The organism is Pseudonocardia sp. CA-142604 (assembly GCF_050948475.1).
Taxonomy (GTDB): domain Bacteria; phylum Actinomycetota; class Actinomycetes; order Mycobacteriales; family Pseudonocardiaceae; genus Pseudonocardia; species Pseudonocardia alaniniphila.
This window is the reverse complement of the sequence record NZ_CP192045.1, coordinates 2,993,847-3,020,608: the sequence shown is the minus strand read 5'-3', so window position 1 is coordinate 3,020,608 and position 26,762 is coordinate 2,993,847. Positions and strand designations below refer to the sequence as shown.

Sequence of the window (26,762 nt, the reverse complement as noted above, 5' to 3'; positions counted from 1 at the left end):
ATCTCGGTGGATCTTCCGCGGTCAGACCGCGGGTCCTGGGGGACGGGGCGGCGGCGCCCACGTCCGGCGGTGGCTCCCCGGCATGGCGCGCATGATGCGGTTGCGCAGCGGCCAGGGCAGGGCGGCGTACGTCGGCGCGAATACCCGGAGCCAGAAGAACTCCTTCGCCCCCCGTGGGGGACGCGGTGCCGGTGCTCCCTGTGTACGGGCGAGCTTGTGGTGTGCTGCCACGAGCAGGTAGTGCTCGGAGTTCTCACGGAGCCAGCCGAAGAAGGACGCCATCGCGGTCTACTTCCCCGCGGTGAGGCCGTTGGTGGCCGCGAGCACGATGGGCTCGTTCAGCGCACCGATGGCGGGCGAGTAGACGTTCTCCATCGTGGCGAGGTCGTGCAGCGTCATCCCGAACCGGATGGCCTGGGCGAGGAAGTCCGCCCTCTCCTTGATTCCCTCGCCGCCCCCGATCATCTGGGCGCCGATGAGACGCAGCGTGCCCGGCTCGGCCAGCAGCTTGATCTTCACCTTCTGCACGCCCGGGTAGTAGCGGGCCCGCGAGATCCCCTCGGCGACCGCGAGGACGTAGGGGATCCCGAGCGCTGTCGCGGTCGTCTCCCCGAACGAGGCCCCACCGATCACCCACTTCCCGGCCGGGGTCGCCCAGGGCACGTACACCGCCCGGTAGGCACGGTCGCCACCACCGGCGTTCGTTCCCGCCGTCTTCCCCTGCGCGTAGGCGTGCGATCCGGTGAGCCCCTGGAGCGGGGTCCGGGTGAGCCCATGCGGGATCTCGACGGCGTCACCCGCGGCCCACACGTCCGGCGCGGAGGTCTTCATGCGCTCGTCGACGATGAGCCCGCCGGTCGAGCCGATCTTGAGCCCGGCGGCCTGGGCGAGCGAGTTGTTGGGCACCTTGTGGGTCGCGACGACGACCAGGTCGGCCGGGATCTCCCCGCCCGAGGTGGCGACGGCCCGCACCTTGCCCGACCCGTTCCCGACGAAGCCCTCGAGCGTGGTGTTGAAGTGCAGGTGCGCGCCCAGCTCCCGCCAGGACTCCTCCACCGGCGCCATGATGTCCGGGTCGGCCATCATGGCCAGCGCGTACGGGTTCGGGTCGATGAGGTGGGTCTCGACTCCCCGGTGCGCCAGTGCCGTCACCATCTCCAGCCCGAGCGGCCCGGCCTCGACGACCACGGCGGACTTGGTCTCGGAGATGACCTTGTCCCACTCCATCGCCTTGCGGATGTTCTTGACGAAGTACAGGCCTTCGAGGTCACCACCGGGCACGCCGGGGTCGGCGTAGTTCCAGCCCGTGGCGATGATCAGGGTGTCGTAGGGGACCGTGCCCTCCCCCTCCACGGTGACCGTGTGGGCGGTGGTGTCGACGGCGGTCACCACCGTCTCGTAGTGCACGTCGATCCCGGCGTCCACGTAGGCCTGCTTGCCCGCGAGGAAGAGCCGCTCGAAGTCGGGGATCTCTCCACCGTGGACGTAGGGGATTCCGCAGGGGCTGTAGGCGACGTCCTCGTACTCCGTGTAGACCACGACGTCGGCGCTCGGGTCGGCGGCCTTCACGCCACCCGCAGCGCCGAGACCGGCCGCTCCTCCACCGATGATCACCGTCTTACGCGGCGCTGGGGACAACGTGGCAACCTTTCACCATGGTCGCCTGCTGGACAGGCTTCGCTACCGGCACGCACTATGGGAAACAAAATTCTACGATACTCAAACGGAATGCCGTGTCAAACCTTGGAGGACCCATGTCCACCGACCCGCTCGCCGCTCCCGACACCGCGCGGGACGCGTCAGCTGGGTGGGAGGCCGTGGTGGGCTCCATCGGCCCGAAGGTCCGCGCGCTGCGCCGGGAGCGCGGCCTGACGCTCCAGCAGCTCGCGCAGGCGGCGGACGTGTCCACGGCCTCGGTGCACAAGGTCGAACGTGGCGACATGGTGCCCACCGTCACCACGCTGCTCAAGATCGCCGGAGCCCTCGCGGTACCGGTGCGGTTCTTCGTCGAGGACAGCGAGCCGACGCACGCCGCCGTGCACACCCGGTTCGGCGATGCCGTCCGGACGGGGCCCGTCGTCATCACCGGCCCGCCCGACCGTTTCCGGTCGAGCGGCACCGTCGCGCGGCTGGAACCCGGCGAGGAGCGCCCCGGCCTGCGCCGGGCGGGCGAGACCCTGCTCGTGGTCCTCGAGGGTCGCCTCGACGTGGAGGTCGCCGAGGCCCGCTACGTCGTCGCGGCGGGCGAGGCACTGCACTTCCCCTCGTGGCTCGAGCATCGGTGCCGCAACTCCGGCGAGACGACGGCCGAGATCGTCGCCGTCGACGTGCCGGACGTCTGAGCGGTCAGCCGGCCGGTTCCACCGCGGACGCTCGCGCACTCTCCAGGAGCGCCGCCTCGGCCGCCGCGAAACCCGCGGTCCGCTGGTCGGCAGCGGCCCCGAGCTCCACCAGCACCTCCCGCAGGCCGGCGATCATCGCGGTCAGCGCTGCCGGCGCGGCGCCGCCCTCGGCCTGCCGGGACGCGACGATCGACCGCGGATCGAGGACGTCCGCCAGATCGACGTCCGCGAGCCCCCAGCCGCGCCCCGTCTGTGCCATCGCGGCCTCGTCGAGCATCGCCCCGGTGATCGCGTTACCGGGGATGCCGGAGCGCGACGCCTGCCGCACCGCGTTGCCGACCACCACGTACGCCGTCCGGTAGTCCACCCCGACCAGCCCGACCAGGTGCTCGGCCAGGTCCGTCGCCTGCGTGTAGCCGCGGTCGAGCTCCTCCCGCATCCGTTCCGGGTTGACCCGCAGTGTGCGGATCACTCCCCCGGTCAGCCTGGTGATGCGCTGGCTCAGGTCGAGCGCGCGCGGCACCTCGCCGTAGGCGAAGATCAGGTTGTCGCTCCGGGCGGACGGGCTCTTGGTCACCGCCAGGAAGCCCGTGAGCCTGCCGATGACCACGCCGGACGCCCCCCGGATGATCGCCAGCGAGTAGGGGTTGCGCTTCTGCGGCATGAGGATGCTGGAGCGGCTGTAGGCGTCGTCGAGGTCGACGAAGTCGAACTCGCTCGACGAGAAGATCTCCAGGTCCTCTGCCACCTTCGAGAAGTTCGAGAGCAGGCTCGACGTCGTCGCCAGGATGTGGATCAGGCCGTCGACCTGCCACATCGCGTCCCGGGTGTGCGGGATGACCTCGCGGAATCCCAGCGCGGCCGCCACCGGATCGCGGTCGTCGAGCAGCCGGGTGCCGTTCACGCAGCCTGCGCCGCCCGGGCTGGTGTCGATTCCGTCCAGCTCGTCGAGCAGGCGGCGGGCGTCGCGCACCGCGGGGTAGGCGAAGGAGAGGAGGTAGTGCCCGAACGTCGACGGTTGCGCCTGCTGCAGGTAGGTCTGGTCCGGCAGCAGCGTGGCAGCGTGCTCCTCGGCCCGGTCGACGATGTCCGAGACGGTGCCGACCGTCAGCCGGACGAGGTCGGCGAGCTGCGCGCGCAGGTGCAGCCGCAACGCCACCCGCGCCGCCTCCCGCCGGGGCCGTCCGGCGTGGAGCCAGCCTGCGACGTCGCCGAGCCGGGACACGAGATAGCGCTCGCGTGAGTTGTAGGGCTCCCCGTACGCGGGGTCGTAGGGGAAGTCCTCCGGCGCGATCTCGACGACGTCGAGCAGCGCAGCCAGCAACGCCCGCCGCGCGTCGGCCGGGATGATGCCCCGCCGGGCCAGGTCCAGCACGTGCGCGAGGTCGGCGAGGTTGAGCCCGTGGTGCAGGAAGGCCGCGTCGGCGTTCTCCAGCGCGAACCCCGACTCGATCAGCTCGGGCGCCGGGCCGTTCTCGGGGAAGCCCTCCGGACGCGACCGGCGGACGGGGCGGGCGGACGTGCTCATCGTCGTGCTCCTCCGTCGAGTTCCATCGCGGGAGCCGGGGCGCCTGCGGACGGGCCTGCGCCAGTGACGTGAGCGACAGCGGGCACGAGCCCTCCGGTGTGCCACCACACCACGGGTCCCGGCGGCCTGCCCAGCAGCCGGTCGACCGCCACGCTGAACGCCTCGGCGCCGTAGGTGGTGTCGAGGAGCAGGCCCTCGGTGTGCAGCGCCAGCCGGGCTCGTCGCCGTTCCTGTTCCGTCGCCGTGCCGAACCCCTCCCCACGCGCGTCGACCAGTTCGAGCTGGTCGGCCGTGGGCGCCGTGGTGCCGCGCAGGGCCGCACACTCACGGGCCATCGCCAGTACCGTCCGCCGTACGTCCTCGGGCGGGCGGCTCACCGAGACCGCGATGACCGGGAAGGTGGCACCGGCGGCGGCGAGCCCCGCCAGCAACCCCGCGCAGCTGCCGCCCGAGCCCAGAGGCAGCACGACCTCCACGGGCTGCGGCGAATCCGAGAGCTGCCCCATCAGCTCGGCCGCGGCGTCCGCGAATCCGAGCGCCCCGACCGGCGTGGAACCGCCACGAGGCACCGCGGTGGCAGGCCGACCGCCCAGGGTCAGCTCCGCGGCCCGTTGCGCGGCCAGCACGTCGACCTCCTCGCGGTCGAACCGGCCGGTGGGGAGGATGCGCGCACCCGCCGCCTCGGCGATCGCGACGTTGGGCGCCCCACGTGGGTCACCCCAGAGCACGATCTCGCAGTCCAGCCCCGCAGCCCGGGCCGCGAGCGCCGCGGCGGGCACGAAGTTCGAGCCGGGACCGCCTGCGGTGACCAGCACCTCGGCGCCCTGCGCGAGTGCCGCGCCGACCAGGTATTCCAGGGCGCGCGCCTTGTTGCCCGCGACGCCGAACCCGCTCAGGTCGTCCCGCTTCACGAGCAGCGGCCCGCAGCCCAGTACGGCCTCCAGCCGTTCGGCACGCACCAGCGGGGTCGGCAGCACGGCCAGGGGGAACCGCTGCGGCACCTCTCCCGGTTGCGCGGTCATCGCCAGCTCTCCGGTTCGGCCGCCCGCACCGCGTGGGCCCGGGCGAGCACGCCGTCGACCATCTGCGCAGCCGTCTCGACGGCTGCCGAGGTGCCCCAGCCCCGCACCTCCTCCGCAGTGGCGAGTCCCCGGCGAGCCAGGGCGTTCGGCAGGTCCACGGCCGTGGTGCCCTCCTCGCGCAACACCTCGTGCAGGGCCTGCTGGGCCTGGTATCGGCCCAGGCGCGTGGTCAGGCCGGCGAGGACCCGCTCGGAGCCGAGCCCGCCGAACCGCTCGACGGCGGCGGCCATCGCCTCCGGATGCACCTCGAGCCCGTGCAGCAGGCGCCGGGCCAGCTGCAGCGCCACCGCCGTGAGCTGGCAGACCTCCGGCAGCGCGATCCACTCCGCCTTCCACGAGCGCCCGTCCCGCTCGTGGCCGCCGACCATGCCCTCCACCAGCACCGCGGACGACGCCCGCGCGAGCCGAGCGAGCGTGTCGAGATGCTCGCTCGCCTCGGGATTGCGCTTGTGCGGCATCGTGATGCTGCTGACCGCGCCGCTGGACGCGGGCTCGGCCAGCTCGCCGATCTCCGGCCGGGACAGCTCGTAGACCTCGACGCCGATCCGGGCCAGGGTCCCGCAGATCATCGCGAGCACCGTGCCGAACTCGGCCACGCGGTCCCGCGCGGTGAGCCACGAGATCCCGGGATCCTGCAGACCGACCTCGGCGCAGAACCGGCCCCGCAGCTCCGGCCCGTCGGGCCCGTAGAACGCCAGTGCCCCGACTGCCCCGGCGAGCTGCCCGGTGCACCACCGGTCCCGTCCCTCACGCATGCGGTCGACGTGGCGGCGCAGCTCGTCGGCCCAGGACGCGACCTTGAAGCCGAACGTGATCGGCGATCCGGGCTGCCCGTGCGTGCGTCCGGCCATGACGGTGTCGCGGTGCTGCGCCGCGAGTTCCAGCAGCCGCGCCTCGCAGGCCCGCAGGTCGCGCCAGACGATCGCCCCGACGTCGCGCATCAGCGTGCCGAACCACGTGTCGGTGATGTCCTGAACGGTCGCGCCCACGTAGACGTGCTCGCGTGCGCCGTCCGGCAGCACGCGCTGCAGTCCGCGGATCAGGCCGAGCGTCGAGTGCGACGTGAGCCTGGTCTGTTCGGCCACGAACTCCAGGTCGAGCGCCTCCACGCGGGCGTAGGCCGCGATCTCCGCCGCCGCAGCGGCCGGGACGATGCCGAGCGAGGCCTGGGCGCGAGCCAGCCCGACGAGGATGTCGAGCCACGCCTGGAGCATCGCCGGCTCGTCGAACAGGGCGTCCGTCTCCGCGGTGCCCCACAGGTGCCCGTAGAGGCGAGACGAGCTCAGCCTGGTCGCCACGACGGGGCCTCCCGCTCGGCGAGGCGGCGGAGCGCCTCACGCACCAGGTCCAATGAAGACCCCCACGGGACCGTCGCCCAGCCGTCCCCGACCTCGATGTGCTCCTCCTGCAGGCAGCACTTTGTGAGGACCGGCTGCGGAGGCCGGGCGCCCGCCAGCGCCTGCTTCGGGCAGAAGTCGACGGTCGGGACGTCGCCACCGTAGAAGTGCCGGTGGATCTGCTGCGACCGTGTGCACCCGAGCAACGTCCAGTCCGCCCGTTCCGGGTGCTCGTCGAGATAGGACACCTGCGCTCCCGGCACCTCGGCACCGGAGCCCCGGCACGGCAGCAGGTAGTGGCCTGCGGGTCGTTGCGCGGCCAGGTCGGCCAGCCTGACCGGCTCCGGCACGATCTCGACGGGCGGGAGGTCCTCCGTGACCGCGACGACCCGACGGGCCTGGTCCACGAGCTTGGCGGGTTCCGGCGGCACGACATCGCGCACGGCGATGCGCAACGGCTGCGGGTCGATGATGAAGTTGACGTGCGAGTACCGGCCCTGGACCACCACCGCGTACGCCCCGGGCGCCCGCTCGGCCGCCACCGCCGCCAGCACGGAGGGGATGCCGGTGTCGGCGTCGGGCTCGATGACGTAGGCGCATTCCTGCGGTCCGGCGAGCATCGACACGGCGACGACCGGCGAGAACAGGGGGCCTTCCGCGGCGCGGCCGATCCGTAGCAGCGCGGTCGGGCCCGGAGTGTCGGGATCGCGGCGCGCCACGACGAACCGGGTACGGCGATAGGCGTCGCGCCCTGTGAAGTGATCGCGCAACGCCGCCTCGTCGAGCGCGACGTCCGGCGGGACCGTCGCGACCGAGACCCCGCGGTAGCGCAGGGGGACGAAGTTCGGCCCGGGCCGCTCCCGCCCGTCGGTCACGCGGGCTCCGCACCGGCCAGGGAAGGAACCGACAGCACGGCCGTGTCCGAACGCAGGCCGAGGCGCAGCGTCTCGACCGACAGGACGTCGCCGGGAACGACGTTCCCGAGGTTGACCTCCGGCCCGAAGCGGCGCACGAACCAGGCCTGCTGGCTCGACCGGGGCGCCTCGAACACCACCCGCTCGACGCCCACGGCCGCGACGACGGACTCCACCACCTCCGGCCGCACCCGGCCCTGCTCGTCGAACGTTCCGACGGTGCCGCTCTGGCGCCCCTCGGTGACCACCAGCGAGGCGCCCGCGTCCAGGTCCGAACAGCACTCGGCGGGCCAGTGGCGGGCCGCGTGCATCTCACCGGGTGCTTTCGATCCGACCTCGGCGAGCACGGCGAAGTCCCGCGCTGCACGGGCGATCAGGGCGCTCTTCTCGGCGAGGGTCATCGGCACGGTTCCGCGTGAGACCTCGACGCGGGTGAACCCGGCGTCCTTCGCCCAGGCGAGGCACTTCTCGGTGTGGCCCTGCGCCCAGGCGATCTCCAGCATCGTGCCGCCCAGGCACAGGTCGATGCCGGCAGCGGACAGCCCCGCCACCTTCGCATCGAGGGTCGCATCGACGTAGGCGGTGCCCCACCCGACCTTCCAGATGTCGATCAGGTGGCCGGCCCCGGCCAGAACGTCCGCCAGCGCGCCCGGACCGATACCGGGATCGAGCACATGAGTGAGCCCGGCGGTGCGGGGCCGGGGCGGGCGGGCCGCGAGATCGAGGAAGTCGGCGACGGGCACGATCCCCACCCTAGATCTGATCGGCAACGGAATTCTACTATCCGATACGTGACCCGGTCCCGTCGCTCAGCCCGGCACCACGTCGAACATCGTCGCCGGGCCGGAACGTGCAGGCCGGGCGCGGCGCGCGCCCCGGTGCACGATGTCCAGCGCGAGCATGAAGGCGGCACCCGCCCGGTCGGGGCGCTCCCAGTCGTGACGCTCGACGAAGCCCGACCACTCGCTCGGTGGCACGAGCGTCTCGTGCGAGTAGTCGAGCTCGTGCCACGTCACCGCGAGTTCGACGAGTTCCAGCAACGCGTCGGGATCTCTGTCGACGCGGAGCAACCTGTCGTGATGGGCTCGGCGCGAGTCGGCCGGGCAACCCTGCCGGCAAGTGACCAAGCGGAGCGGTGCATGAGCGACAGCGGTCATCGGATGCTCCCGGCGTATTCGGACATCGCCGCCGAAGCTGCGCGCTTCGGCACTGTGATATGGAGCACTCTGCCCGTTTCCGGTTGCACCGGTGTTGCAGACGGACTGAAGGGATGACAGCCGTCCAGCGGAGTGTGACCGCCCGGTGGACCGGTGGCCTGCGCGCGGAGGTCGACGCGGGCGGCTTTCCCCTGGTAGCCGACGAGCCGGAGACCTTCGGCGGTACCGGGAGCGGCCCACAGCCGACCGAGCTGCTGCTGGCCTCGATCGCGTCCTGCTTCACCCTCGCCGTGGCCCACAGCGCGGCCAAGCGCGGGGTCACCGTCACCGACCTGCGGGTCGAGGTGACCGGCTTCTACGACGGACCGCGCTTCAGAGCGTTCCGGATCGTCGTGCACACCGACGTCGCGCCCGGCGCGGAGCTCGACGCGGTGATCGCTGCGGCGAGGCGCGTCTGCTACGTCACGCGGACCCTGGCGGAGCCGCCGGACATCGACATCGTGGTCGGCTGAGAGCCCGGGTCAGGCCGCCGAGACGTCGTCGACCGCCCGCAGCACGCGCAGGGCGTTGCGGCCTGCGAGCTTCGCGCAGTCGTCCTCGCTCCAGCCGCGCTCCAGCAGCGCGGCGAACAGCGCCGGGTAGCGGGAGACGTCCTCCAGCCCGACCGGCAGCTCCCGGGTGCCGTCGAAGTCACCGCCGATGCCGATGTGGTCGATGCCCGCCACCTCGCGGGCGTGCTCCACGTGCGCGACGACGTCGTCGAGCGTGGCGACGGGGCTCGCAGGCCCGTCCCAGCCGGCGGCGAACCTGTCGCGGGCCCGCAGGTCCCGATGGTCCAGCCCGGCGGCGGCCATGGCGTCCTGTAGCTGCACGTCCCACTCCACGGCGGCGGCCGAGACGAACCGCGGGACGAACGTGACCATGCAGACCCCGCCGTTGGCCGGTAGCGCGCCCAGTACGTCGTCGGGCACGTTGCGGGGGTGGTCGGTGACCGCGCGGCACGACGAATGGGTGAACAGCACCGGGGCCGTGGTGGTGGCGAGCGCGTCGCGCATCGTCGTGGCCGCCACGTGGGAGAGGTCGACGACCATCCCGATCCGGTTCATCTCCCGCACCACGTCGCGCCCGAAGTCGGTGAGCCCGTCGTGCACCGGCTCGTCGGTGGCCGAGTCGGCCCAGGCGGTGTTCAGGTTGTGGGTGAGCGTCAGGTAACGGACGCCCAGGCGCCGCAGGCTCCGCAGCACGCCGAGCGAGTCGCCGATGCAGTGGCCACCCTCGGCGCCCATCAGCGAAGCCACCTGCCCTGCCGCGAAGGCCGCTTCCGCGTCGTCGGCGGTGGTGGCCGCGCCGAGGTCCGACGGGTACCGCTCGGTGAGCCGGTGCACCAGCTCGACCTGCTCCAGCACCGCCGTGACGGCGTCGGCCCCCTCGAACGAGCACGGCACGTACACCGACCAGAACTGGACGCCCACCCGGCCGGCGCGCAGCCGCGGCAGGTCCGTCTGCAACTGGGGCAGTCCCGTGGTGAGGTCGGTGCCCGCGACGGCGTCGGCGGGGTCGGGCCCGGCGAGGCGCCGCAGCGCCCATGGCAAGTCGTTGTGGCCGTCGACGAGAGGGTGACGTGTGAGCAGGTCGATCGCGCGCTGATCCACTACCCGAGTATCACCCCCGGGACCCGTCCGGTGCTCCGACGTGGCACCGTGCATCTCGTGACCACCCCTCGCGACCGTGACGCCGCAGGACGGGCCCGCAACGCCCGTCCCCGTGACGCGGCCGGGCGCCCGCTTCCCCGCGGCGCCGCCGAGGGTGTCGAGCGGGTGCCCGACGACCTGGTCCTCACGCCCGACGACGCCGTGACACGGGCCCAGGAGCTCCTCGACGCGGGCCGCCCGTTCACCGCGCACGAGGTGCTCGAAGGTGCGTGGAAGGCGGCCGACGAGCCGGACCGCGAGCTGTGGCGCGCCCTCGCCCAGCTCGCTGTCGGCCTGACGCACGCCCAGCGCGGCAACGCCCGCGGAGCGGTCGCACTGCTCGACCGCGGGGCGGGCAACCTCGCCCGCTGGGTGGGTCCGGTGCCCGCCGGACTGGACGTCCGCGGCCTGCTGGCCCACGCCGAGGCGCTGGCCCGCCGGATCGAGCGCGACGGCCTGTCGGGTATCACCCAGCACGACCTGAGCCCGCGCCTGCGCGAAGGTGCGGTGTAATCCGCTCGCCGCTGCCCGCCCGGCCCGGCGATCATTCCTCGTGCCCACCACACCGGTCCTGACCGACGACGTCGTCACCCTGCGGCCCCACACCCCTGCCGACATCGAGGCTCTGGTCACGATGGGAACCGACCCGGAGACCGTCCGGTGGACGACCGTGCCGGTGCCCTACGAGCACCACCACGCGGAGGACTGGGTGCTCGAGAAGATGCCGGCCGGGTGGCACGACGGCACGTCCTTCGGCTGGGCGATCGAGGCGTCCGAGGACGGAGGAGAGCCGCGCTTCGCCGGCAACGTCGACATCCGCACCGGCCCGCCTGCGGAGATCGGATTCGCCGCGGCGCCGTGGGCCAGGCGGCGCGGCCTGATGACGCGTGCGGTGCGCCTGGCCACCCGGTGGGCGTTCGACACGGCCGAGCTGCCGGTGGTGCACTGGTCGGCCTTCGCCGGGCACGTCGCGTCCTGGCGGGTGGCCCACGCCTGCGGCTTCACCTTCCACGGCGAGCGGCCGCTGGCCCTGCCGCAGCGCGGGCTGCTGCACGACGGCTGGTACGCCTCGCTGCGCCCGGGCGACCCGCAGTCACCGCGTACGACCTGGTGGACCGTGCCCGTGCTGGACGGCGAGCGCGTCCGGTTGCGGGCCTACACCGAGGCCGACGTTCCGCGGATCGTCGAGGCCTGCTCGGACGAGCGGTCACGCTACTGGCTGGCCACGCTGCCCCACCCGTACACCGAACAGTCGGCGCGGGAGTTCGTCCGCGCGAAGCAGCTCGGCGCGTCGCTCGGGCAGTCGGTGACGTGGGCGGTGGCCGACCGCGATGACGACCGGCTGCTCGCCAACCTGGCCGTGTTCGGACTCGACGACCCCTTCAGTCCCACCGGCGGGGAGATCGGCTACTGGGCGCACCCGGACGCGCGGGGCCGCGGGATCGTGAGCGAGGCCGTCGACCTCGTGGTGGCCCACGCGTTCGCCCCCGTGACGGCCGGTGGACTCGGCCGGAACCGGTTGCAGATCGGCGCCGCGTGGTCGAACACCGCCAGCCGCCACGTCGCCGAGCGCGCCGGGTTCACCCTCGTCGCCCGCGCCCACCAGGACGGCATGATCGGCTACGGCGAGAACCGGACGGTCGACGACGGTGCGTGGTACGAGCGACTCGCCGACGCCGTGGCGCCGGCGCTCACGACCCCCCGGGGTTGAGCGTGACCGTGGTGGGCGTGTAGCCGGCGCCCACCACGTCGACGCCCTCCGACTTCAACATCCCGACCGCCCGCTCGACGTAGGTGTTGGTGTAGGCCTCGGGGTCGGGGTCGCGCGTGAGCACCGTCTGCCCGTCGGCGTTCACGGCGGTGCGCGCCACCCGCACGGTCTGCTCCCAGGCCGCGGGGTCGATCGCGCCTGCGCCTGCGGCGGGCGAGGGCCAGATCAGCTTGTTCACCTCGTTCACCTGCCACAGCTGATGGCTGGCGCCGAGCGTCGATCCCGCCTTGACGACGATGTCGCGGCACGACTCGACGTTCTCCCGGCAGTACGCCCAGCCCTCGATCGAGCCGGCGATGAAACGGGTGGTGGTGTCCTCGTAGCCGGGGTCGGAGAGCCGCTCCGTGCTTGCCCAGATGGCGTCCTGCAGCATCGCGGTGCCGGTGTCGTTCCAGTTGATCACCGAGAAGTCCGCCGGGGTGTAGAGCTGACCGGTCGCAGGGTTCTGCGCCTCGAGCACCTGCGCGTACTCGTTGTAGGACATGGCCTGCGCGGCGTCGATCTCGCCGGACAGCAGCGCCTGCATGTCGAACTGCTGCTGCACCAGCGTGACGTCGCTGGCAGGCGTGAGCCCGGCCGCGGTCATGCCGGCGAAGAGCTCGAACTCGTTGCCGAAGCCCCAGTTGCCCACCCGCTTGCCGCGGAGGTCGGCCGCGGACGTGATGCCCTTGTCCGCAAACGCCACCTGGTAGGTGCCCGAGCGCTGGAAGATCTGGGCGACATCGGTGATCGCGGCACCCTGCTCCCGCGAGGCGAGCGCCTTCGGCACCCAGGCGATCGCGTAGTCGGCCTGGCCCTGCGCCAGCACCGTCTGCGGGACGATGTCGACACCGCCCTCCTTGATCTGCACGTCGAGCCCGCGCTTGGCGTAGAAGCCCTGGTCGACGGCGGCCAGGTAGCCGGCGAACTGCCCCTGGGTGGACCACTGCAGCTGCAACGTCACCCGCTGCGGGCCGTCACCGGTGGAGCTGCCGGGACCCGTCGTCGTGCACGCGGCGACGGAGAGCGCGAGCGCAGCCACCACGGCGAGCGATCGCAGCAGTCGTCGAGACGGCGGCCGTGCGGCCGTTGCTCGTCCGTTCATGGGGACCTCCGGGGGTTGTCGATCACGACCGACCGCGTGTCACCAGGCGCTCGGCGAGCAGCCCGGCGAGATGGAACAGCAGCCCCACAGCGATGGCGGCGGCGACGAAGGCCCACGCTCGCGCGTAGGCGGTGTTGGCGGCAGCGGCGGAGATCCGGCTGCCCAGACCGTTCTGCAGGCCGCCGAAGTACTCCGCGACGACCGCCGCGATCACCGCGGCGGGTGCGGCCAGCCGCAGGCCCGTCATGATGTAGGGCACCGCACCGGGCAACCGGACGAACCGCGCGTGCTGCCACGGCGTGGCGGCCAGCGCCGTCATCAGCTCGGCGTGCACCGGTTGCACCTGACGCAGGCCGCGCATCGTGGAGATGAACACGGGCACGATCACCACGACCGTGACGACGAGCCGGCGCGCGACCTCCGTGGTGGAGCCGAACATCGTGGTGAACACGGGCGCGAGCGCCACGATCGGCACTGCGCTCGCGGCGAGCACCACCGGGGTGGCGAGCTCCCGCACCAGCCGGGACCGCGCCGCGAGCAGCGCCAGGGCCACACCGAGCACGAACCCGGCCACGAGACCGACCGCCGCGTTGCCGCCGGTGACCGCTGCCGTGGAGACGATGACCGAGGCCTGGGCGCCGATCTGCGCCCCGATCGCGCTCGGCGGGGGCAGCAGGAACGCGGGCACACGGCCCAGCACCACCACCAGCTCCCAGAGCACGAGCCCCGCGATCCCGAACGCGACGGCAGGCCACACCCGGGCCAGTTGCAGCCCGCCCCGCCGCTCTCCGGGACCTGCACCCACGCCCGCCGCGCCGGGCACCGCGCCTGCCCGGCTCACTCGTGCCCCTTGCGCAGCGCCTCGCGCACCGCGGTGATCGCGGCGAAGAACGACCCGGACTCGCGGACGTCCTCGACGTCCTCGGGCTCGAGATCGCTCACCACCGCGGTGCCCGGCCGGCGCCCGTCGACGATCTCGGTGATCCGGCCCGGCCGCGGGGACATGACGACGACCCGGTTCGAGAGCACCACGGCCTCGGGGATCGAGTGGGTCACGAACAGCACGGCAGCGCCGGTCTCTCCCACGATCCGCAGCAGCTCGGCCTGCATCCGCTCGCGGGTCATCTCGTCCAGCGCCCCGAACGGCTCGTCCATGAGCAGCAGCCGGGGACTGGGGGCGAGCGCACGGGCGATCGCGACGCGCTGCTGCATCCCGCCGGACAGCTCGCTCGGGCGGGCCCCGGCGAACTCGTCCAGCCCGACGAGCGCGAGCAGCTCCGCCGCCCGCGCCCGGCGCTCCGCCTTGCCGACGCGGTGGACGTGCAGCGGCAGCTCGACGTTCTCGGCGACCGTGCGCCACTCCAGGAGCCCGGCCTGCTGGAAGGCGATCCCGTAGTCCTGGTCGAGCCGGGCCTGCTGCGGCGACTTGCCCCCGACGAGAACGGCGCCGCCGGTGGGCTGTTCGAGATCGGCGACGATCCGCAGCAGCGTCGACTTACCGCAGCCCGACGGCCCGATCAGCGACACGAACTCGCCTGCCCCCACGTCGAGGTCGATGCCGTCGAGCGCGTGGACGTCGCCGAACCGCTTGCCGACGCCGCCGAGCGAGACGGCCGCGGTCATCGGACGCTCCCGCGGTAGCGGCGCAAGCCGACGTCCAGCAGCCCCACTGCGCCCGCGGCGACGAGCCCGAGCAGCGCGGCGCCGAGGATCGCCGTGTACATGCGTGATGGGTCGCCGGTGGCGGACTGCGCGTACTCGATGATCAACCGGCCGATCCCTCCGCGTGTGCCGGTGGAGATCTCCGCGACGATCGCGCCCACCACGGCAGCCGCGGCGGCGAGCCGGACCGCGGGCACGACGTGCGGGACCGAGGCGGGAAGCCGCAGGCGTAGCAGCGTGGTCCACCAGCCGGCCGCCAGCGTGCGGAAGAGCTCCACGTCGGCCCGGGCAGGCGAGGTGAGCCCCCGCAGCATCCCCACGGCGATCGGGAAGAACGCCAGGTACGCCGCGATGACCATGACGCTGGCCCAGGGTTGCCACGACCACCCGAGGATCGCGATGTTGCCGCCCCACCCGGCCACGAGCGGGGCGATCGCGATGAGCGGCACCGTCTGCGACGCCACCACGTAGGGCAGCGCGGCCCGCTCCAGGAGTCCGAACCGTTGCATCGCCACCGCCAGCAGCACCCCGAACACGCCTCCGATCAGGAGCCCACCCAGGGCGAGACCGAGGGTGAACAGCGCCCCGGAGGCCACCGCTGCGGCGACGCTGCGCGTGGTGGCGGCTCCGGCGACCTCAGGTTCGGTGAGCCGCCCGAGCACCGTCCAGACGTGGGGCATCGCCGAGTCGTCGGTGCGAGGCAGCACCCTGGTGTCGCCGATCGTGACACCGGCGGCGGGCAGCACGAGCTTCGCCAGCTCCCACAAGGCGATGAGCAGGACGAACGCCGCGACGGTGGTGGCAACCGCGCGCGACCGACTTCCCATCCGCACGCTCCTGACGCTCGACCGGCCCGGTGGCTCCCCGACGGAAGGCAATACTGCGAAACGCGGATGACCGTAGCGTTACGGGAGCAATGCTGCATCCAGCCGAAGCGGCCGTATTAACTCCATTTCGGACGGCTCGGCAGACGGTCGCACTGGTGCCGGTCAGGCGAGGATGCGCAGCGGGTTCTCGAGCAGTGCCACGAGCGTCTGCAGGAACAACGCGCCCGTGGCCCCGTCGACCACGCGGTGATCGCAGGAGAGCGTGAGCCGCAGGATCGACCGGACGACGGCCTCACCGCCCCGGGGGCGGATCTCCTCGGCAGCGGCACCGACCGCCAGGATCACCGCCTCGGGCGGGTTGATCACGGCGGTGAACTGCTCGATCCCGTACATCCCGAGGTTCGAGACGGTGATCGTCCCGCCGCTCATCTCGTCGGCCCGGAGCCCGCCGTCGCGGGCGCGGACCGACTTCTCGCGGGTCTCCGCGGCGATCTCCGACACGCTCTTGCGATCCGCGTCACGGACGACCGGCACGAGCAGGCCTGCCGGGACGGCGACCGCCACGCCGACGTTGACCCGCAGGTGGCGGCGCAGGAAGTCACCCGCGAAGGAGACGTTGACCTCCGGGTGGGCGCGAACGGCGGTGGCCACCGCCTTGACGACGAGGTCGTTGAGGCTGACCTTCGGCCCACCGGCGGCCGTCAGCGTCGCGTTGAGCGTGGTCCGGAACTCGATCAGATCGGTGACGTCGACGGCGCTGGTCAGGAAGAAGTGCGGCGCCTCCTGCATGCTGCGCGTCAGCCGGGCGGCGGCGACGCGCTGCATCGTGGAGAGCGGCACCTCGACGACGTCCTGCTCGGCCTCGGATCCACCCGCGGGCGCCGGGACCGGCGCGACCTCGACCGGACCCGGGCCGGCTGCGCCGGAGGGCGCCTGCGCTCCGGGCGTCTCCGCGGCCGTCCCGGGAGTGGCCTCCGCGAAAGCGATGATGTCGGCCCGGATGATGCGGCCGTGGGGACCCGTGCCGCGGACGTTGCGCAGGTCGACGCCGCGCTCCCGAGCGAGTCGGCGAGCCAGCGGCGACGCGAGCGGGCGCCCGTCGCGGGGCAGGGCGGAGAGCTCCGGAGCCGGCTCGACCGGCCGCGCTCCCGCCGGTACCCCTGCCTCCGGTGCATCCGGAGCGGGAGCGGCCGCGACGGCGGGTTCGGACGGTGTGGCCGCAGTCCCGGAGCCGTCGCCGATCACCCCGATCGGCGTGCCGATCGGTGCGCTCTCACCCTCTCCGACGAGGACGCGCTCGAGCACGCCGTCGTCGTAGGCCTCGAGCTCCATGATCGCCTTGTCGGTCTCGATCTCGACGAGAACGTCCCCGGCGGCGATCGTGTCGCCCACCTTCTTGCGCCAGGTCGAGATGACGCCCTCCTCCATGGTGTCGGAGAGGCGGGGCATCGTGATGTCGGGCATCGGGCAGGTCCGTTCCGGGTGGCGTCGGGTCTGGTCAGCGGCGTCGGCCCACCGCGGCGAGGGTTTCCCGCACGGCGGTCACCAGTGAGTCGGCCGAGGGCAGCGCGGCCTGTTCGAGCGGCTTGGCGTAGGGCAGCGGCACCTCCGCCGCGGCGACACGGCGCACCGGGGCGTCGAGGTAGTCGAACGCACCGTCCGAGATCGTCGCGGCGATCTCGGCACCGATCCCGTAGGTGAGCCAGTCGTCCTCGGCCACCACGGCGCATCCGGTCTTGCGTACCGACGCGACGATCGTGTCGCGGTCGAGGGGGCGGAGGCTGCGCAGGTCCACGACCTCGGCGGAGATCCCGGACTCTGCGAGCTGGTCGGCCACCTCGTGGGCCACCGCCGCCATCCGGGAGTACCCGACGACCGTGATGTCCGTGCCCTCGCGGGTCACCGCCGCGCGGCCGATCTCGGCCGGACCGAGGTCGTCGGGCACCTCTCCGCTGGAGTTGTAGAGCGCGAGGTTCTCCAGGAACAGCACCGGATCGTCGTCACGGATCGCGGCGAGCAGGAGCGCCTTCGCGTCGGCGGGCGTGCTCGGAGCCACGACCTTCAGCCCCGGGACGAACGCGTAGTAGAGCTCGATGTTCTGCGAGTGCGTGGCGCCGAGCTGCTGGCCACCTCCGCCAGGAGTCCTGATGACCATCGGGACGCTCGTCTGGCCGCCGAACATCCCGTAGATCTTCGCCGCATGGTTGACGATCTGGTCGAGCGCGAGCAGCGAGAAGTTGATCGTCATGATCTCGACGACCGGCCGCAGGCCGAGCATGGCGGCGCCGATCGCCGCCCCGACGAACCCGGTCTCGGCGATCGGGGTGTCACGCACCCGCTTCTCGCCGAACTCGGTGAGCAGACCGGCGGTGATCTTGTAGGAGCCTTCGAAGACGCCGATCTCTTCCCCGATCAGGAAGACGTCGTCGTCGCGGAGCAGTTCCTCGCGCAGGGTGCTGCGGAGGGCCTCGCGGTAGGTCATGACGGGCACTGGTCGTCCTCGATCATCGGAAGAGGGGGTCGGCCGGGAGCCGGCGGGAGTCACCGGCGACCGGGGTGGCGTAGGTGTAGTCGAAGAGCGTCGAGACGTCCGGGTGCGGGCTCGCCTCGGCGAAGGAGACGGCCGCATCGGCCTCGGCCCGCGCGTCGGTCTCGATCCCCGCCAGTTCGTCCTCGTCCGCGACCTGCGCGGCGATCAGCGCTGCGCGCAACCGCGCTACCGGGTCGGCGTCCCGCGCAGCCGTGTTCTCGGCCTCGGTGCGGTACCGCGCGGGGTCGACGACCGAGTGGCCCTTGAGCCGGGCGCTGACCGTCTCCAGCAGGGCGGGCCGCCCCTCGGTCCGGGCCCGCTCCACGAGGCGGCGCGCCGCTTCCCGGACGGCCAGCACGTCGTTGCCGTCCACCCGCTCGCCGTGCATGCGGTAGGCGGCCGCGCGCTTGTAGAGCTCCGGCTCGGCGGAGGACCGCTCGACGACGGTGCCCATGCCGAGCCCGTTGTTGACGATCACGAAGACGATCGGGAGGTTCCAGAGCGCGGCGATGTTCAGCGACTCGTGGAAGGCACCGATGTTGGTGGTCCCGTCCCCCATCTGGCACATGACGACCTCGTCGCCGCCGCGGTAGTCGATCGCCAGAGCGGCGCCGGTCGCGAGCGGCACCTGGCCGCCGACGACGCCGTAGCCGCCGAGCAGCCGCGTGTCGCGGTCGAACATGTGCATCGACCCGCCCCACCCCTTGGAGGTGCCGGTCGTGCGGCCGTAGAGCTCGGCCATCACGCGGCCGGGCGCGATCCCCTTGGCGATGGCATAGCCGTGCTCGCGGTAGTTCGCGAACAGGTAGTCGGTCGGCCGAAGTGCGGCCATGAGACCGACGACCGTCGCCTCCTCACCGAGGTTCAGGTGGCAGTAGCCGCCGATCTTCGCCTGGGTGTAGCCCTGGGCGGCGCGTTCCTCGAACCGCCGGATCAGGACCATCCGGCGGAAGTACTCGCACAATGTCTCCGGATCCTCGGCGTCGAGAGGGGAGCCTGCCTTCGCCGACGTGCGTCGCGCACGTTCGGACGTCCTCGTCGCCATACCCGCTCCTTCGATCAGCGCCTGCACAGCTCACTGTCGTCGGCGGCAGCGCGGGGCACCATGATCGGATGCCCACGTCTGGAGGCACCGGATTGGGCAGATTGCCCAACCCTCAGCGGTCAGCGCGAGAAGGCGTCGCCGGGCAGGCCGATCGCGGTGAGCGCCAGCGAGAGCTCGACGTAGGCCTGGCGCCCCGACAGGTCGCGCCCGACGAGCGTCGAGATCCGCTGCAGGCGGTTGAGCACGGTGTTGCGGTGGCAGTAGAGCAGCGTTGCCGCGGCTCCTGCCGATCTGTCCGCGTCCAGCCAGCCGGCGAGCGTCTCCAGCAGCAGGTCACGCTCCCTCGCAGGGAGGTCGAGGATCGGCCCGAGCCATGTGCGCACCAACCGCCTGCAGAGCTCCGGTTCGCTGAGGAGGAGCGACTCGGGGTAACGGTCCTCGATGGGCACGAGCCCGACGGTTCCTGTGGGCAGAGTGCCCAATGCGACGGCGGCGAGCCGGTGCGCGAGCCCGACGTCGGCGAGTCCACGGGACGTCGACGCAGCGGCCGCCCTCCCACGCGCGAGCGGCCCGAGCCGATCGAGCACGAACTGCACGTCGTGCCCGTTCAGCGGGATCAGACCGACGAGCGTGTCCGCACGGACGTGCCAGACCGACCGGACACCCACGGCGGCCAGCGCCGTCTGCGGATTGCGCAGAGCAGCGGAGCCATCGGCGCCGAGGTCGGCGACGACGACCAGGTAGCCACCGCCGACGGGGAGCTCGAGCTGGTCGGCGACCCGCTGACCGAACCCGCCGTCCATGGCCCGGCCGGCCAGTACCTCCTCGACCAGCGCGTGCTTGTGCTGTTCGTCGCCACGCAGCCGTTCGAGCTGGGCCTGCCGGTACGAGGTGGACAGCGCCGACGACAGGCCGTCGACGACCGTCCACATCGCTGTTGCGGTGGCGCCGATGGCCCCGGGCTCGATCTCCGCGCCGCTCGCCCGTTCCAGCAACGCCTCCCAGACGATGCGGCCGCCGAGCCGGAACGTCCGCAGTATCACTTCCAGCGAAACGCCCTGCTCGGCGCGTTGACGTCCGATCTGCGCGGCGACATCGTCGTCCACGGCCATGGATCGGGCACCGCCGAGGATCTCCAGGACCCGTGTCAGGTAGCGCCGGCTGCCGTCCCGGAGATCCTCACGGGGTACCGGTCCGTAGTCGGTCCACTCGGGATTGTCGGTGAAGATCGCCGACATCAGCCGGTCGGTGAGCACGTCGACATCGGCGAGCCACGCGGCCGCGATCGGCCGGACCGGGCTCGTGGTGGCCGACCCGTCGGCTCCCATGACCGTCGACGGTACCGCCGGGCCCCGTGTCGGACCGCAGCTGCCGGGCGCCCGCCATACGTCCCGTTCAGCGGGGCATACGGCGCCACAGCGCGCGAGGTGCGTGCCGCAGAACGGCGAAGATCGGCCGCAGCACAGCAGGCACCCACACCTCGCCCTGGCCACGGCGCAGCGCACGCACCGTCGCGTCCGCGACCTGGTCCGGTGTGGACGAGAACGGGGCAGGCGTCATCCCCTCCGTCATCCGCCCCACCACGAACCCCGGCCGCACCAGCAGCAACCGCACGCCGCTGCCGTGCAGCGCGTCGGACAGCCCGCTCGCGAACCCGTCCAAGCCGGCTTTCGCCGAGCCGTAGACGTAATTCGCGCGGCGGACCCGCGCGCCGGCGACGGATGAGAAGACGACGAGCGTGCCCTTCCCCTGCGTGCGCATCACGGCTGCGAGCTGCGTGAGCACGGCGACGTGCGCCACGTAGTCGGTGTGCACGATCTCCACGGCGTGATCCGGGTCGAGCTCAGCGCGCGCCTGGTCGCCGAGCACGCCGAACGCGACCACCACGGTGTCGAGCCTGTGGTGGCGGCGCACGACGTCGAGCAGCACCGCACGATGCGACGCCAGGTCGTCGGCGTCGAACTCGACCCGGTCCACCGCGGTGGCCCCGGCGTCGAGCAGTGACTTCTCCTCGGCGTCGAGATCCGCGCTTCGGCGCGCAGCAAGCACGACCGTCGATCCGGGCGCGAGCCTGCGCGCCACGGCCAGTCCGATTTCGCTCCGTCCCCCGAGGACGAGAATCGTCTCCCCCATCATCGGCGCAGCCTGACATATCGCCGCGACATCACCGATCCGGCGTTGACGAATGCCCGAAACGCCCCTTTGCCTCCGATTCCTCCGGCGGGTCGGAGCGACTGTCGGGCTCGCCGTCCCTCGTCGCCGGGGAGTTCCTGACGGGCCGGCGATTCTCATCCCGCGACCTGGTGCGTCCAGAAGCAGCGGCCTCACTCGCCGCGATCCAGCGGACGGCGGCGGCCCGGCGCGCCGGGAACGGTCGACCCGCGTGGTCCCCGGCCGGCGGCTGCCAGATACTGGTCCGATGCGCGCCGCCGTCCTCGGCTCTCCGGTCGCCCACTCGCTGTCGCCCGTGCTGCACACCGCCGCCTACGCCGCACTGGGACTGGACGACTGGCACTACGAGCTGCACGAATGCGACGAGGCCGGGCTGGAAGGCTTCGTCGCCGGTCTCGACAGTGAGTGGGCCGGGCTGTCCCTGACGATGCCGCTGAAGCGGGTGGCCCTGGAGGTCGCCGCCGAGGTCTCGCCGCTGGCCTCGGCCACCGGCGCCGCCAACACCCTCGTCCTGCGCGAGGGGCGCCGGTTCGCCGACAACACCGACGTGGCCGGACTCGTCGCCGCGCTGCGCGGAGCGGGTGTGGGCGAGGTGAGGCCCGCTCGGCGGGCCGTGGTGCTGGGCGCGGGCGGCACGGCCCAGGCCTCGCTCGCCGCGCTGCGTGAACTGGGGATCCCCGAGGTGGACGTGCTCGTGCGCTCCCTGGAGAGGACGGGCGAGCTGGGCGCCGCAGCCGAGCGGATCGGGGTGTCCCCCGCCGTCAGCGCCACGCTGGCCGACCCGGCCCTGACCAGCGCCGCGATCACCGGTGCCGACGTCGTGATCTCCACACTGCCGGCAGGAGCCGCCGACAACCTCGCCGGGGCAGGCGCGGGAACCGTGCTGCTGGACGTGGTCTACGCGCCCTGGCCCACGGTGTTCGCCGCCACCGCCGAGGCCGCCGGAGCGCACGTCGTGAGCGGGCTGGAGATGCTGCTGCACCAGGCCGTCGCGCAGGTGGAGCTGATGACCGGCCGCCCCGGGCCGGTGGACCAGATGCGCGCCGCCCTGGACGCAGCGGTGGCCGTCCGAACCTGACGAACAACACCCATCGGGCTTCTCGGCGGGTGGGCGCTCAGCGGCGCCGGTGGACCGACACCGCGTAGTTCCCTCCGACGTACGGCTCCCGGGCCCACGTCGCGAACCGTTCCTCCGGCTCCAGGCCCGCCGCCTCACACCAGCCGTCGTAGTCGGCGAGCGTCGGCCATCCGTCCTGGAGCTGGAAACCCGCGACGAGCCGTCCGCCCGGCCGCAGATGCTGGGCGCAACCCCGTACCACGTCCGCATGGCCTCCGGCGGCGACGTACGGAATGACGTTGCCGGCCAGGGCAACCACGTCGAACCGCTCCGGTCGCGCCAGCTCGCCCAGGCCGCTCGCCACCCATTCCAGATCGGGAGCCTTGGCCCGCGCGGCGGCGATCATGTCCTCGTCGACGTCCACGCCCAGCACCGCGATCCCGCGGCGCGCGAGCTCGATCCCGACGCGCCCCGTGCCGCAGCCCCCGTCCAGCACGGAAGTCGGCTCGAAGGACGCGATCAGGTCTGCCTCGCCGTGCGGGTTCTCCCCCGCAGCGGCCATCCGTTGCCAGCGCTCGTCGTAGTGGTCGAGGTCGACCTGCTTACGCCATTGGTCCCAGTCCTCTGGAAGTTGGGTCACCTTTTCCAGGCTACGACGGTCCCCCGGCGTCCATCCGGAGGGACAATCGGTCAACGTGAGCGTTCACGAGTCCGTACTCGACGCCGTCGGCAACACTCCTCTGTTCCGGCTCAACCGGATCACCGAGGGGCTCCCGGCCGCTGTCTACGTCAAGGTCGAGTTCGCCAACCCCGGCGGCAGCGTCAAGGACCGGGCCGCGCTGGCCATGGTCCTCGAGGCCGAGCGGCTCGGTGACCTACGGCCCGGCGGTGTGATCGTCGAAGGGACGTCGGGCAATACCGGTGTCGGGCTCGCCATGGTGGCCGCCCAGCGCGGGTATCGGACGATCGTGGTGGTCCCCGACACGATCGCGCGGGAGAAGGTGGCACTCCTGCGGGCGTACGGCGCGCAGGTCGTGCAGACCACCGGCAAGGTGCCGCGCGACCACCCCGACCATGTCAACAACATGGCCCGGCGCATCGCCGAGGAGACGCCCGGCGGGTGGCACGCCAACCAGTACGACAACCCGGCCAACCCGCGGATCCACGAGCTGACCACCGGCCCGGAGATCTGGGAGCAGACCGGCGGGCGGATCACACACCTCGTGGCGGGTGTGGGCACCGGCGGCACGATCAGCGGCACCGGGCGCTACCTCAAGCAGCACGGGGTCACGGTGATCGGCGCGGACCCTGCCACCTCGGTGTATTCCGGCGGCGACGGCAGCCCGTACTTCGTGGAGAGCATCGGACACTACCTGCACCCCGCCAGCCCGGTGGACGTGTGGCCCACCGCCTACGACCAGGGCGTACTCGACAGGTTCGAGCGCATCCCCGATCGGGAGTCGCTGATGGTCGCGCGCAGGCTCGCGCGCGAGGAGGGGTTGCTCGTCGGCGGCTCGGCCGGCACGGCGGTGGCCGCGGCGCTGCGGGTGGCGGCCGAGCTCGGACCCGAGCACCTGGTCGTCGCGATCCTGCCCGACTCCGGACGCAACTACCTGTCCAAGTACTTCGACGACGACTGGATGACGCACCTGGGGTTCCTCGACGCCCCACAGGGTCCGTTCGTGCGCGACGTCGTGCCGCAGCAGGGCCTCGCCGTCGCGCACGCGGGCCACACCGTCGCGGCCGTCCTCGATGCGCACCCCGAGGGCCTCGTGGCCGTCGTCGTCGCGCGCGAGTCCGAGGCGCCGACGCGCTCCGCACCGGAGGTGCTCGGTGTGGTCGAGGCCGCCCACCTGCGCGCGCTCGTGGCCGCCGACCCCGCCCGCGCCGGCGACGACGTGGCCGGCCACGCAGGGCCCGCACCCGCCTCGGTCGGAGCCGGTGAGAACCTCGCGGAGGCCAGGGTACGACTGGCGGGTGACGGCCCGGTACTGGTGCTCGTCGACGGCCGGGCGATCACCCTGGTCGCGCGGGACGTATTGGAACAAGCGTCCGCCACGTCTGGTTGATCCGGGCATGAAGGTGGAGATCTGGTCGGACGTCGTCTGCCCGTGGTGTGCGATCGGGAAGCGCCGATTCGAAAAAGCACTCGCGCAGTTCGCGCACCGTGACGAGGTCGAGGTCACCTGGCGGAGCTTCGAGCTCGACCCGGCCGCACCCCAGGAGCGCGAGGGCGACCTGGCCGAGCACCTGGCGTCGAAGTACGGCGTCTCGCGGGAGCAGGCCGACGGGATGCACCGCCAGATGACGGAGACCGCCGCGGCGGACGGCTGGGAGTTCCACTTCGAGCACGCCCGCGGCGGCAACACCTTCGACGCCCACCGGCTGATCCACCTCGGCGGCGAGCGCGGCGTCCAGGATGCGGTCAAGGAACGCCTGCTCCGCGCCTACCTCACCGAGGGTGAGCGCATCGGCGACCCCGAGACGCTGGTGCGGCTCGGCGCCGAGGCCGGACTGGACGCCGACGAGGCCCGGGAGGTCCTCGCGTCCGACCGCTTCGCCGACGAGGTGCGCGCCGACGAGCGCCAGGCCCAGGCGTTCGGCATCAACGGGGTGCCGTTCTTCGTGATCGACCGGACGTACGGGGTGTCCGGCGCCCAGCCGGCCGAGACGCTGGTCGAAGTGCTGGACACAGCCTGGGAGAAGAGCCACCCGCGCCAGGTACTAACCCCGGCCGGCCGGGACGGTGACACCTGCGCCGACGGCTCCTGCTCCATCTGAGCGGACCCCACGTGTTGGAGCCGTAGTGCTGCTGAGACGCGGCCCGTCACAGCGCTACGGCTCCACAATGCGACTAGGTGCAGACGGCTCCCTGGGCTGCGGAGCCGACCAGCTTCGCGTATTTGCCCAGCACCCCGGTGCGCAGCGTGGGCTCGGGGGGTGACCACGTCTCCCGGCGGCGCTCTAGTTCGGCGTCGTCCACCAGGAGGTCCAGGGTGCGCTTCGCCATGTCCAGCACGACCCTGTCGCCGTCCTGGACGAAGGCGATCGGGCCGCCGTCGGTGGCCTCCGGCGCCACGTGCCCCACGCAGAGGCCCGTGGTGGCGCCGGAGAACCGCCCGTCGGTGAGCAGCAGGACGTCCTTGCCCAGCCCGGCGCCCTTGATCGCACCGGTGACGGCCAGCATCTCGCGCATGCCCGGGCCGCCGCGCGGGCCTTCGTAGCGGATCACGACGACGTCGCCGGGCTGGAGCGTGCCGTCCTCGACGGCCGTCATCGCCCCCTGCTCCCCGTCGAACACCCGTGCCGTGCCCTCGAACCGCGACGAGTCGAAGCCCGCGCTCTTCACCACGGCCCCCTCCGGGGCGAGCGAGCCGCGCAGGATCGTGATGCCGCCGGTGGGGTGGATGGGGTTGTCGAGGGCCCGCAGGATGGTGCCGTCGAGGTCGGGCGGGTCGATCGCGGCGAGGTTCTCCGCAAGCGTGGCGCCGGTGACGGTGAGCGCGTCGCCGTGCAGCAGCCCCGCCTCCAGCAGCGCCTTCATCACCACCGGCACGCCGCCGACCTGGTCGACCGTGGACATTACGTGCGCCCCGAACGGCTTGACGTCGGCCAGGTGCGGCACGCGGTCGCCGATCCGGTTGAAGTCGTCGAGCTCCAGCGGGACGCCCGCCTCGTGTGCGATCGCGAGCAGGTGCAGTACCGCGTTCGTCGAGCCGCCGAAGGCCATCACCACGGCGATCGCGTTCTCGAAGGCCTCGCGGGTGAGGATCTGCCGGGCGGTGATGCCCTTCTCGATCATCGCGACGACCGCCTCACCGGACGCGCGCGCGATCCCGTCGCGGCGCCGGTCGACGGCGGGCGGGCTCGCCGAACCGGGAAGGGCCATCCCGAGCGCCTCGGCGGCCGACGCCATGGTGTTGGCCGTGTACATCCCGCCGCAGGCGCCCTCGCCAGGGCAGATCGCGCGCTCGATCGCGTCGACCTCCTCGCGGGAGATCAGGCCGCGGGCACACGCCCCGACCGCCTCGAACGCGTCGGCGATGTTGACCTCACGGCCGTTCACGTAGCCCGGGAGGATCGATCCCGCGTAGACGAACACCGCGGCGAGATCGAGCCGCGCAGCCGCCATCAGCATCCCGGGCAGGCTCTTGTCGCACCCGGCGAGCAGCACCGTGCCGTCGAGCCGCTCGGCCTGCACCACGGTCTCGACGGAGTCGGCGATGATCTCGCGGCTCACCAGCGACCAGTGCATGCCGATGTGGCCCATCGAGATGCCGTCGGACACCGAGATCGTGCCGAACTCCATCGGGAAGCCGCCCGCCCGGTGCACACCCTCCTTCGACGCGACGCCGAGACGCTGCAGGGAGAGGTTGCAGGGCGTGATCTCGTTCCAGCTCGAAGCGATCCCGATCTGCGGCTTGGAGAAGTCCTCGTCGCGCATGCCGACGGCCCGCAGCATCCCGCGCGCGGCCGCGCGTTCGAGCCCTTGCGTGACATCACGGCTACGCGGCTGGAGATCGGACGTCTGGGTCATCGGTTGGTCCTCCCGTGCGGTGGTGG

Annotated in this window: 27 protein-coding genes; 7 read left to right on the top strand and 20 right to left on the bottom strand. The window is 72.4% G+C overall.

Going from position 1 to position 26,762, the window contains the following annotated elements; translation table 11 throughout:
• Positions 1 to 21: 21 nt before the first annotated feature.
• Together ACQPZQ_RS13895 and ACQPZQ_RS13890 are read right to left on the bottom strand one after the other, a co-directional pair.
• Entirely contained in the window at positions 22 to 282 is a 261-nt protein-coding gene (locus ACQPZQ_RS13895; RefSeq protein WP_344727874.1) for a hypothetical protein, read from the bottom strand.
• Between the two features lie 6 nt (positions 283 to 288).
• Complete coding sequence (locus ACQPZQ_RS13890; RefSeq protein WP_433295685.1) at positions 289 to 1,638, bottom strand: FAD-dependent oxidoreductase; 1,350 nt, start codon at positions 1,636 to 1,638, stop codon at positions 289 to 291.
• A gap of 116 nt (positions 1,639 to 1,754) precedes the next feature.
• Here ACQPZQ_RS13890 and ACQPZQ_RS13885 point away from each other — a divergent pair, with 116 nt between their 5' ends.
• On the top strand, positions 1,755 to 2,342 hold the full coding sequence (locus tag ACQPZQ_RS13885; protein WP_433295683.1) for a helix-turn-helix domain-containing protein: 588 nt from the start codon (positions 1,755 to 1,757) through the stop codon (positions 2,340 to 2,342).
• Between the two features lie 4 nt (positions 2,343 to 2,346).
• Here ACQPZQ_RS13885 and argH read toward each other — a convergent pair whose 3' ends face one another.
• From argH to ACQPZQ_RS13855, 6 genes are all read right to left on the bottom strand, one after another.
• Positions 2,347 to 3,870 carry an argininosuccinate lyase gene (argH, locus tag ACQPZQ_RS13880; protein ID WP_433295681.1) on the bottom strand — a complete coding sequence of 508 codons (1,524 nt, stop codon included), beginning with the start codon at positions 3,868 to 3,870 and terminating at the stop codon, positions 2,347 to 2,349.
• On the bottom strand, positions 3,867 to 4,892 hold the full coding sequence (locus ACQPZQ_RS13875; RefSeq protein ID WP_433295679.1) for a 1-aminocyclopropane-1-carboxylate deaminase/D-cysteine desulfhydrase: 1,026 nt from the start codon (positions 4,890 to 4,892) through the stop codon (positions 3,867 to 3,869). The genes argH and ACQPZQ_RS13875 overlap by 4 nt, the downstream gene beginning before the upstream one ends.
• Positions 4,889 to 6,250 carry a class-II fumarase/aspartase family protein gene (locus ACQPZQ_RS13870; protein WP_433295677.1) on the bottom strand — a complete coding sequence of 454 codons (1,362 nt, stop codon included), beginning with the start codon at positions 6,248 to 6,250 and terminating at the stop codon, positions 4,889 to 4,891. The genes ACQPZQ_RS13875 and ACQPZQ_RS13870 overlap by 4 nt, the downstream gene beginning before the upstream one ends.
• Entirely contained in the window at positions 6,235 to 7,164 is a 930-nt protein-coding gene (locus ACQPZQ_RS13865; RefSeq protein WP_433295675.1) for a DUF7714 family protein, read from the bottom strand. The genes ACQPZQ_RS13870 and ACQPZQ_RS13865 overlap by 16 nt, the downstream gene beginning before the upstream one ends.
• A complete protein-coding gene (locus ACQPZQ_RS13860; RefSeq protein ID WP_433295673.1) occupies positions 7,161 to 7,946 on the bottom strand; it encodes a phosphosulfolactate synthase in 786 nt (261 codons plus the stop codon). The genes ACQPZQ_RS13865 and ACQPZQ_RS13860 overlap by 4 nt, the downstream gene beginning before the upstream one ends.
• Before the next feature lie 66 nt (positions 7,947 to 8,012).
• Positions 8,013 to 8,360 (bottom strand): hypothetical protein, encoded by a 348-nt coding sequence (locus tag ACQPZQ_RS13855; protein ID WP_433295671.1) that lies wholly within the window; start codon positions 8,358 to 8,360, stop codon positions 8,013 to 8,015.
• Between the two features lie 113 nt (positions 8,361 to 8,473).
• On the opposite strand from ACQPZQ_RS13855, the gene ACQPZQ_RS13850 reads away from it, so the two are divergent.
• Positions 8,474 to 8,872: an OsmC family protein gene (locus ACQPZQ_RS13850; protein WP_433295669.1), complete on the top strand. Its 399-nt coding sequence runs from the start codon at positions 8,474 to 8,476 to the stop codon at positions 8,870 to 8,872.
• A 9-nt stretch (positions 8,873 to 8,881) separates the two neighbouring features.
• Here the strand turns inward: ACQPZQ_RS13850 and ACQPZQ_RS13845 are convergent, their stop codons facing one another.
• Complete coding sequence (locus ACQPZQ_RS13845; protein WP_433295667.1) at positions 8,882 to 10,012, bottom strand: dipeptidase; 1,131 nt, start codon at positions 10,010 to 10,012, stop codon at positions 8,882 to 8,884.
• 57 nt (positions 10,013 to 10,069) lie between these two features.
• Here ACQPZQ_RS13845 and ACQPZQ_RS13840 point away from each other — a divergent pair, with 57 nt between their 5' ends.
• Both ACQPZQ_RS13840 and ACQPZQ_RS13835 read left to right on the top strand, forming a co-directional pair.
• The gene (locus tag ACQPZQ_RS13840; protein WP_433295665.1) at positions 10,070 to 10,564 is read left to right on the top strand and encodes a DUF309 domain-containing protein; all 495 of its coding nucleotides are present in this window, start codon (positions 10,070 to 10,072) and stop codon (positions 10,562 to 10,564) included.
• A 40-nt stretch (positions 10,565 to 10,604) separates the two neighbouring features.
• Positions 10,605 to 11,762, top strand: a complete 1,158-nt coding sequence (locus tag ACQPZQ_RS13835; protein WP_433295663.1) for a GNAT family N-acetyltransferase — start codon at positions 10,605 to 10,607, stop codon at positions 11,760 to 11,762.
• On the opposite strand, the gene ACQPZQ_RS13830 is transcribed toward ACQPZQ_RS13835, so the two are convergent.
• From ACQPZQ_RS13830 to ACQPZQ_RS13790, 9 genes are all read right to left on the bottom strand, one after another.
• On the bottom strand, positions 11,743 to 12,906 hold the full coding sequence (locus ACQPZQ_RS13830) for an ABC transporter substrate-binding protein (RefSeq protein WP_433295661.1): 1,164 nt from the start codon (positions 12,904 to 12,906) through the stop codon (positions 11,743 to 11,745). The two genes, ACQPZQ_RS13835 and ACQPZQ_RS13830, sit on opposite strands and share 20 nt — an antisense overlap.
• 22 nt (positions 12,907 to 12,928) lie before the next feature.
• Positions 12,929 to 13,747 (bottom strand): ABC transporter permease, encoded by an 819-nt coding sequence (locus ACQPZQ_RS13825; protein ID WP_433295659.1) that lies wholly within the window; start codon positions 13,745 to 13,747, stop codon positions 12,929 to 12,931.
• A complete protein-coding gene (locus tag ACQPZQ_RS13820) occupies positions 13,744 to 14,529 on the bottom strand; it encodes an ABC transporter ATP-binding protein (RefSeq protein WP_433295657.1) in 786 nt (261 codons plus the stop codon). Before ACQPZQ_RS13820 ends, ACQPZQ_RS13825 begins: the two co-directional genes overlap by 4 nt.
• Entirely contained in the window at positions 14,526 to 15,395 is an 870-nt protein-coding gene (locus tag ACQPZQ_RS13815; protein ID WP_433295655.1) for an ABC transporter permease, read from the bottom strand. Before ACQPZQ_RS13815 ends, ACQPZQ_RS13820 begins: the two co-directional genes overlap by 4 nt.
• Positions 15,396 to 15,557: 162 nt before the next feature.
• Positions 15,558 to 16,859 carry a dihydrolipoamide acetyltransferase family protein gene (locus tag ACQPZQ_RS13810; protein WP_433295653.1) on the bottom strand — a complete coding sequence of 434 codons (1,302 nt, stop codon included), beginning with the start codon at positions 16,857 to 16,859 and terminating at the stop codon, positions 15,558 to 15,560.
• Between the two features lie 34 nt (positions 16,860 to 16,893).
• Positions 16,894 to 17,886, bottom strand: a complete 993-nt coding sequence (locus tag ACQPZQ_RS13805; protein WP_433295651.1) for an alpha-ketoacid dehydrogenase subunit beta — start codon at positions 17,884 to 17,886, stop codon at positions 16,894 to 16,896.
• A gap of 13 nt (positions 17,887 to 17,899) precedes the next feature.
• On the bottom strand, positions 17,900 to 18,970 hold the full coding sequence (gene pdhA, locus ACQPZQ_RS13800) for a pyruvate dehydrogenase (acetyl-transferring) E1 component subunit alpha (protein ID WP_433295649.1): 1,071 nt from the start codon (positions 18,968 to 18,970) through the stop codon (positions 17,900 to 17,902).
• A 119-nt stretch (positions 18,971 to 19,089) separates the two neighbouring features.
• Entirely contained in the window at positions 19,090 to 20,298 is a 1,209-nt protein-coding gene (locus ACQPZQ_RS13795) for a PucR family transcriptional regulator (RefSeq protein WP_433295647.1), read from the bottom strand.
• A gap of 67 nt (positions 20,299 to 20,365) precedes the next feature.
• Positions 20,366 to 21,103, bottom strand: a complete 738-nt coding sequence (locus ACQPZQ_RS13790; protein WP_433299182.1) for an SDR family NAD(P)-dependent oxidoreductase — start codon at positions 21,101 to 21,103, stop codon at positions 20,366 to 20,368.
• 286 nt (positions 21,104 to 21,389) lie between these two features.
• Here ACQPZQ_RS13790 and ACQPZQ_RS13785 point away from each other — a divergent pair, with 286 nt between their 5' ends.
• Complete coding sequence (locus ACQPZQ_RS13785) at positions 21,390 to 22,220, top strand: shikimate dehydrogenase (protein ID WP_433295645.1); 831 nt, start codon at positions 21,390 to 21,392, stop codon at positions 22,218 to 22,220.
• A gap of 37 nt (positions 22,221 to 22,257) precedes the next feature.
• Here the strand turns inward: ACQPZQ_RS13785 and ACQPZQ_RS13780 are convergent, their stop codons facing one another.
• Positions 22,258 to 22,839: a class I SAM-dependent DNA methyltransferase gene (locus ACQPZQ_RS13780; RefSeq protein ID WP_433295643.1), complete on the bottom strand. Its 582-nt coding sequence runs from the start codon at positions 22,837 to 22,839 to the stop codon at positions 22,258 to 22,260.
• Between the two features lie 55 nt (positions 22,840 to 22,894).
• Between ACQPZQ_RS13780 and ACQPZQ_RS13775 the strand changes: the two genes are divergently transcribed.
• Together ACQPZQ_RS13775 and ACQPZQ_RS13770 are read left to right on the top strand one after the other, a co-directional pair.
• Positions 22,895 to 24,268, top strand: a complete 1,374-nt coding sequence (locus tag ACQPZQ_RS13775; protein ID WP_433295641.1) for a PLP-dependent cysteine synthase family protein — start codon at positions 22,895 to 22,897, stop codon at positions 24,266 to 24,268.
• A 7-nt stretch (positions 24,269 to 24,275) separates the two neighbouring features.
• Positions 24,276 to 24,980: a DsbA family oxidoreductase gene (locus ACQPZQ_RS13770; protein WP_433295639.1), complete on the top strand. Its 705-nt coding sequence runs from the start codon at positions 24,276 to 24,278 to the stop codon at positions 24,978 to 24,980.
• Between the two features lie 73 nt (positions 24,981 to 25,053).
• On the opposite strand, the gene ilvD is transcribed toward ACQPZQ_RS13770, so the two are convergent.
• Complete coding sequence (gene ilvD, locus ACQPZQ_RS13765) at positions 25,054 to 26,736, bottom strand: dihydroxy-acid dehydratase (RefSeq protein ID WP_433295637.1); 1,683 nt, start codon at positions 26,734 to 26,736, stop codon at positions 25,054 to 25,056.
• Positions 26,737 to 26,762: the final 26 nt, after the last annotated feature.

Bases quoted from the DNA above. Each gene is read 5' to 3' on its own strand.
- ACQPZQ_RS13895 (WP_344727874.1), bottom strand. From the start codon at position 282: ATGGCGTCCTTCTTCGGCTGGCTCCGTGAGAACTCCGAGCACTACCTG.
- ACQPZQ_RS13885 (WP_433295683.1), top strand. From the start codon at position 1,755: ATGTCCACCGACCCGCTCGCCGCTCCCGACACCGCGCGGGACGCGTCA.
- argH (WP_433295681.1), bottom strand. From the start codon at position 3,870: ATGAGCACGTCCGCCCGCCCCGTCCGCCGGTCGCGTCCGGAGGGCTTC.
- ACQPZQ_RS13875 (WP_433295679.1), bottom strand. From the start codon at position 4,892: ATGACCGCGCAACCGGGAGAGGTGCCGCAGCGGTTCCCCCTGGCCGTG.
- ACQPZQ_RS13855 (WP_433295671.1), bottom strand. From the start codon at position 8,360: ATGACCGCTGTCGCTCATGCACCGCTCCGCTTGGTCACTTGCCGGCAG.
- ACQPZQ_RS13850 (WP_433295669.1), top strand. From the start codon at position 8,474: ATGACAGCCGTCCAGCGGAGTGTGACCGCCCGGTGGACCGGTGGCCTG.
- ACQPZQ_RS13830 (WP_433295661.1), bottom strand. From the start codon at position 12,906: ATGAACGGACGAGCAACGGCCGCACGGCCGCCGTCTCGACGACTGCTG.
- ACQPZQ_RS13820 (WP_433295657.1), bottom strand. From the start codon at position 14,529: ATGACCGCGGCCGTCTCGCTCGGCGGCGTCGGCAAGCGGTTCGGCGAC.
- ACQPZQ_RS13815 (WP_433295655.1), bottom strand. From the start codon at position 15,395: ATGGGAAGTCGGTCGCGCGCGGTTGCCACCACCGTCGCGGCGTTCGTC.
- ACQPZQ_RS13810 (WP_433295653.1), bottom strand. From the start codon at position 16,859: ATGCCCGACATCACGATGCCCCGCCTCTCCGACACCATGGAGGAGGGC.
- pdhA (WP_433295649.1), bottom strand. From the start codon at position 18,970: ATGGCGACGAGGACGTCCGAACGTGCGCGACGCACGTCGGCGAAGGCA.
- ACQPZQ_RS13795 (WP_433295647.1), bottom strand. From the start codon at position 20,298: ATGGGAGCCGACGGGTCGGCCACCACGAGCCCGGTCCGGCCGATCGCG.
- ACQPZQ_RS13790 (WP_433299182.1), bottom strand. From the start codon at position 21,103: ATGGGGGAGACGATTCTCGTCCTCGGGGGACGGAGCGAAATCGGACTG.
- ACQPZQ_RS13785 (WP_433295645.1), top strand. From the start codon at position 21,390: ATGCGCGCCGCCGTCCTCGGCTCTCCGGTCGCCCACTCGCTGTCGCCC.
- ACQPZQ_RS13770 (WP_433295639.1), top strand. From the start codon at position 24,276: ATGAAGGTGGAGATCTGGTCGGACGTCGTCTGCCCGTGGTGTGCGATC.
- ilvD (WP_433295637.1), bottom strand. From the start codon at position 26,736: ATGACCCAGACGTCCGATCTCCAGCCGCGTAGCCGTGATGTCACGCAA.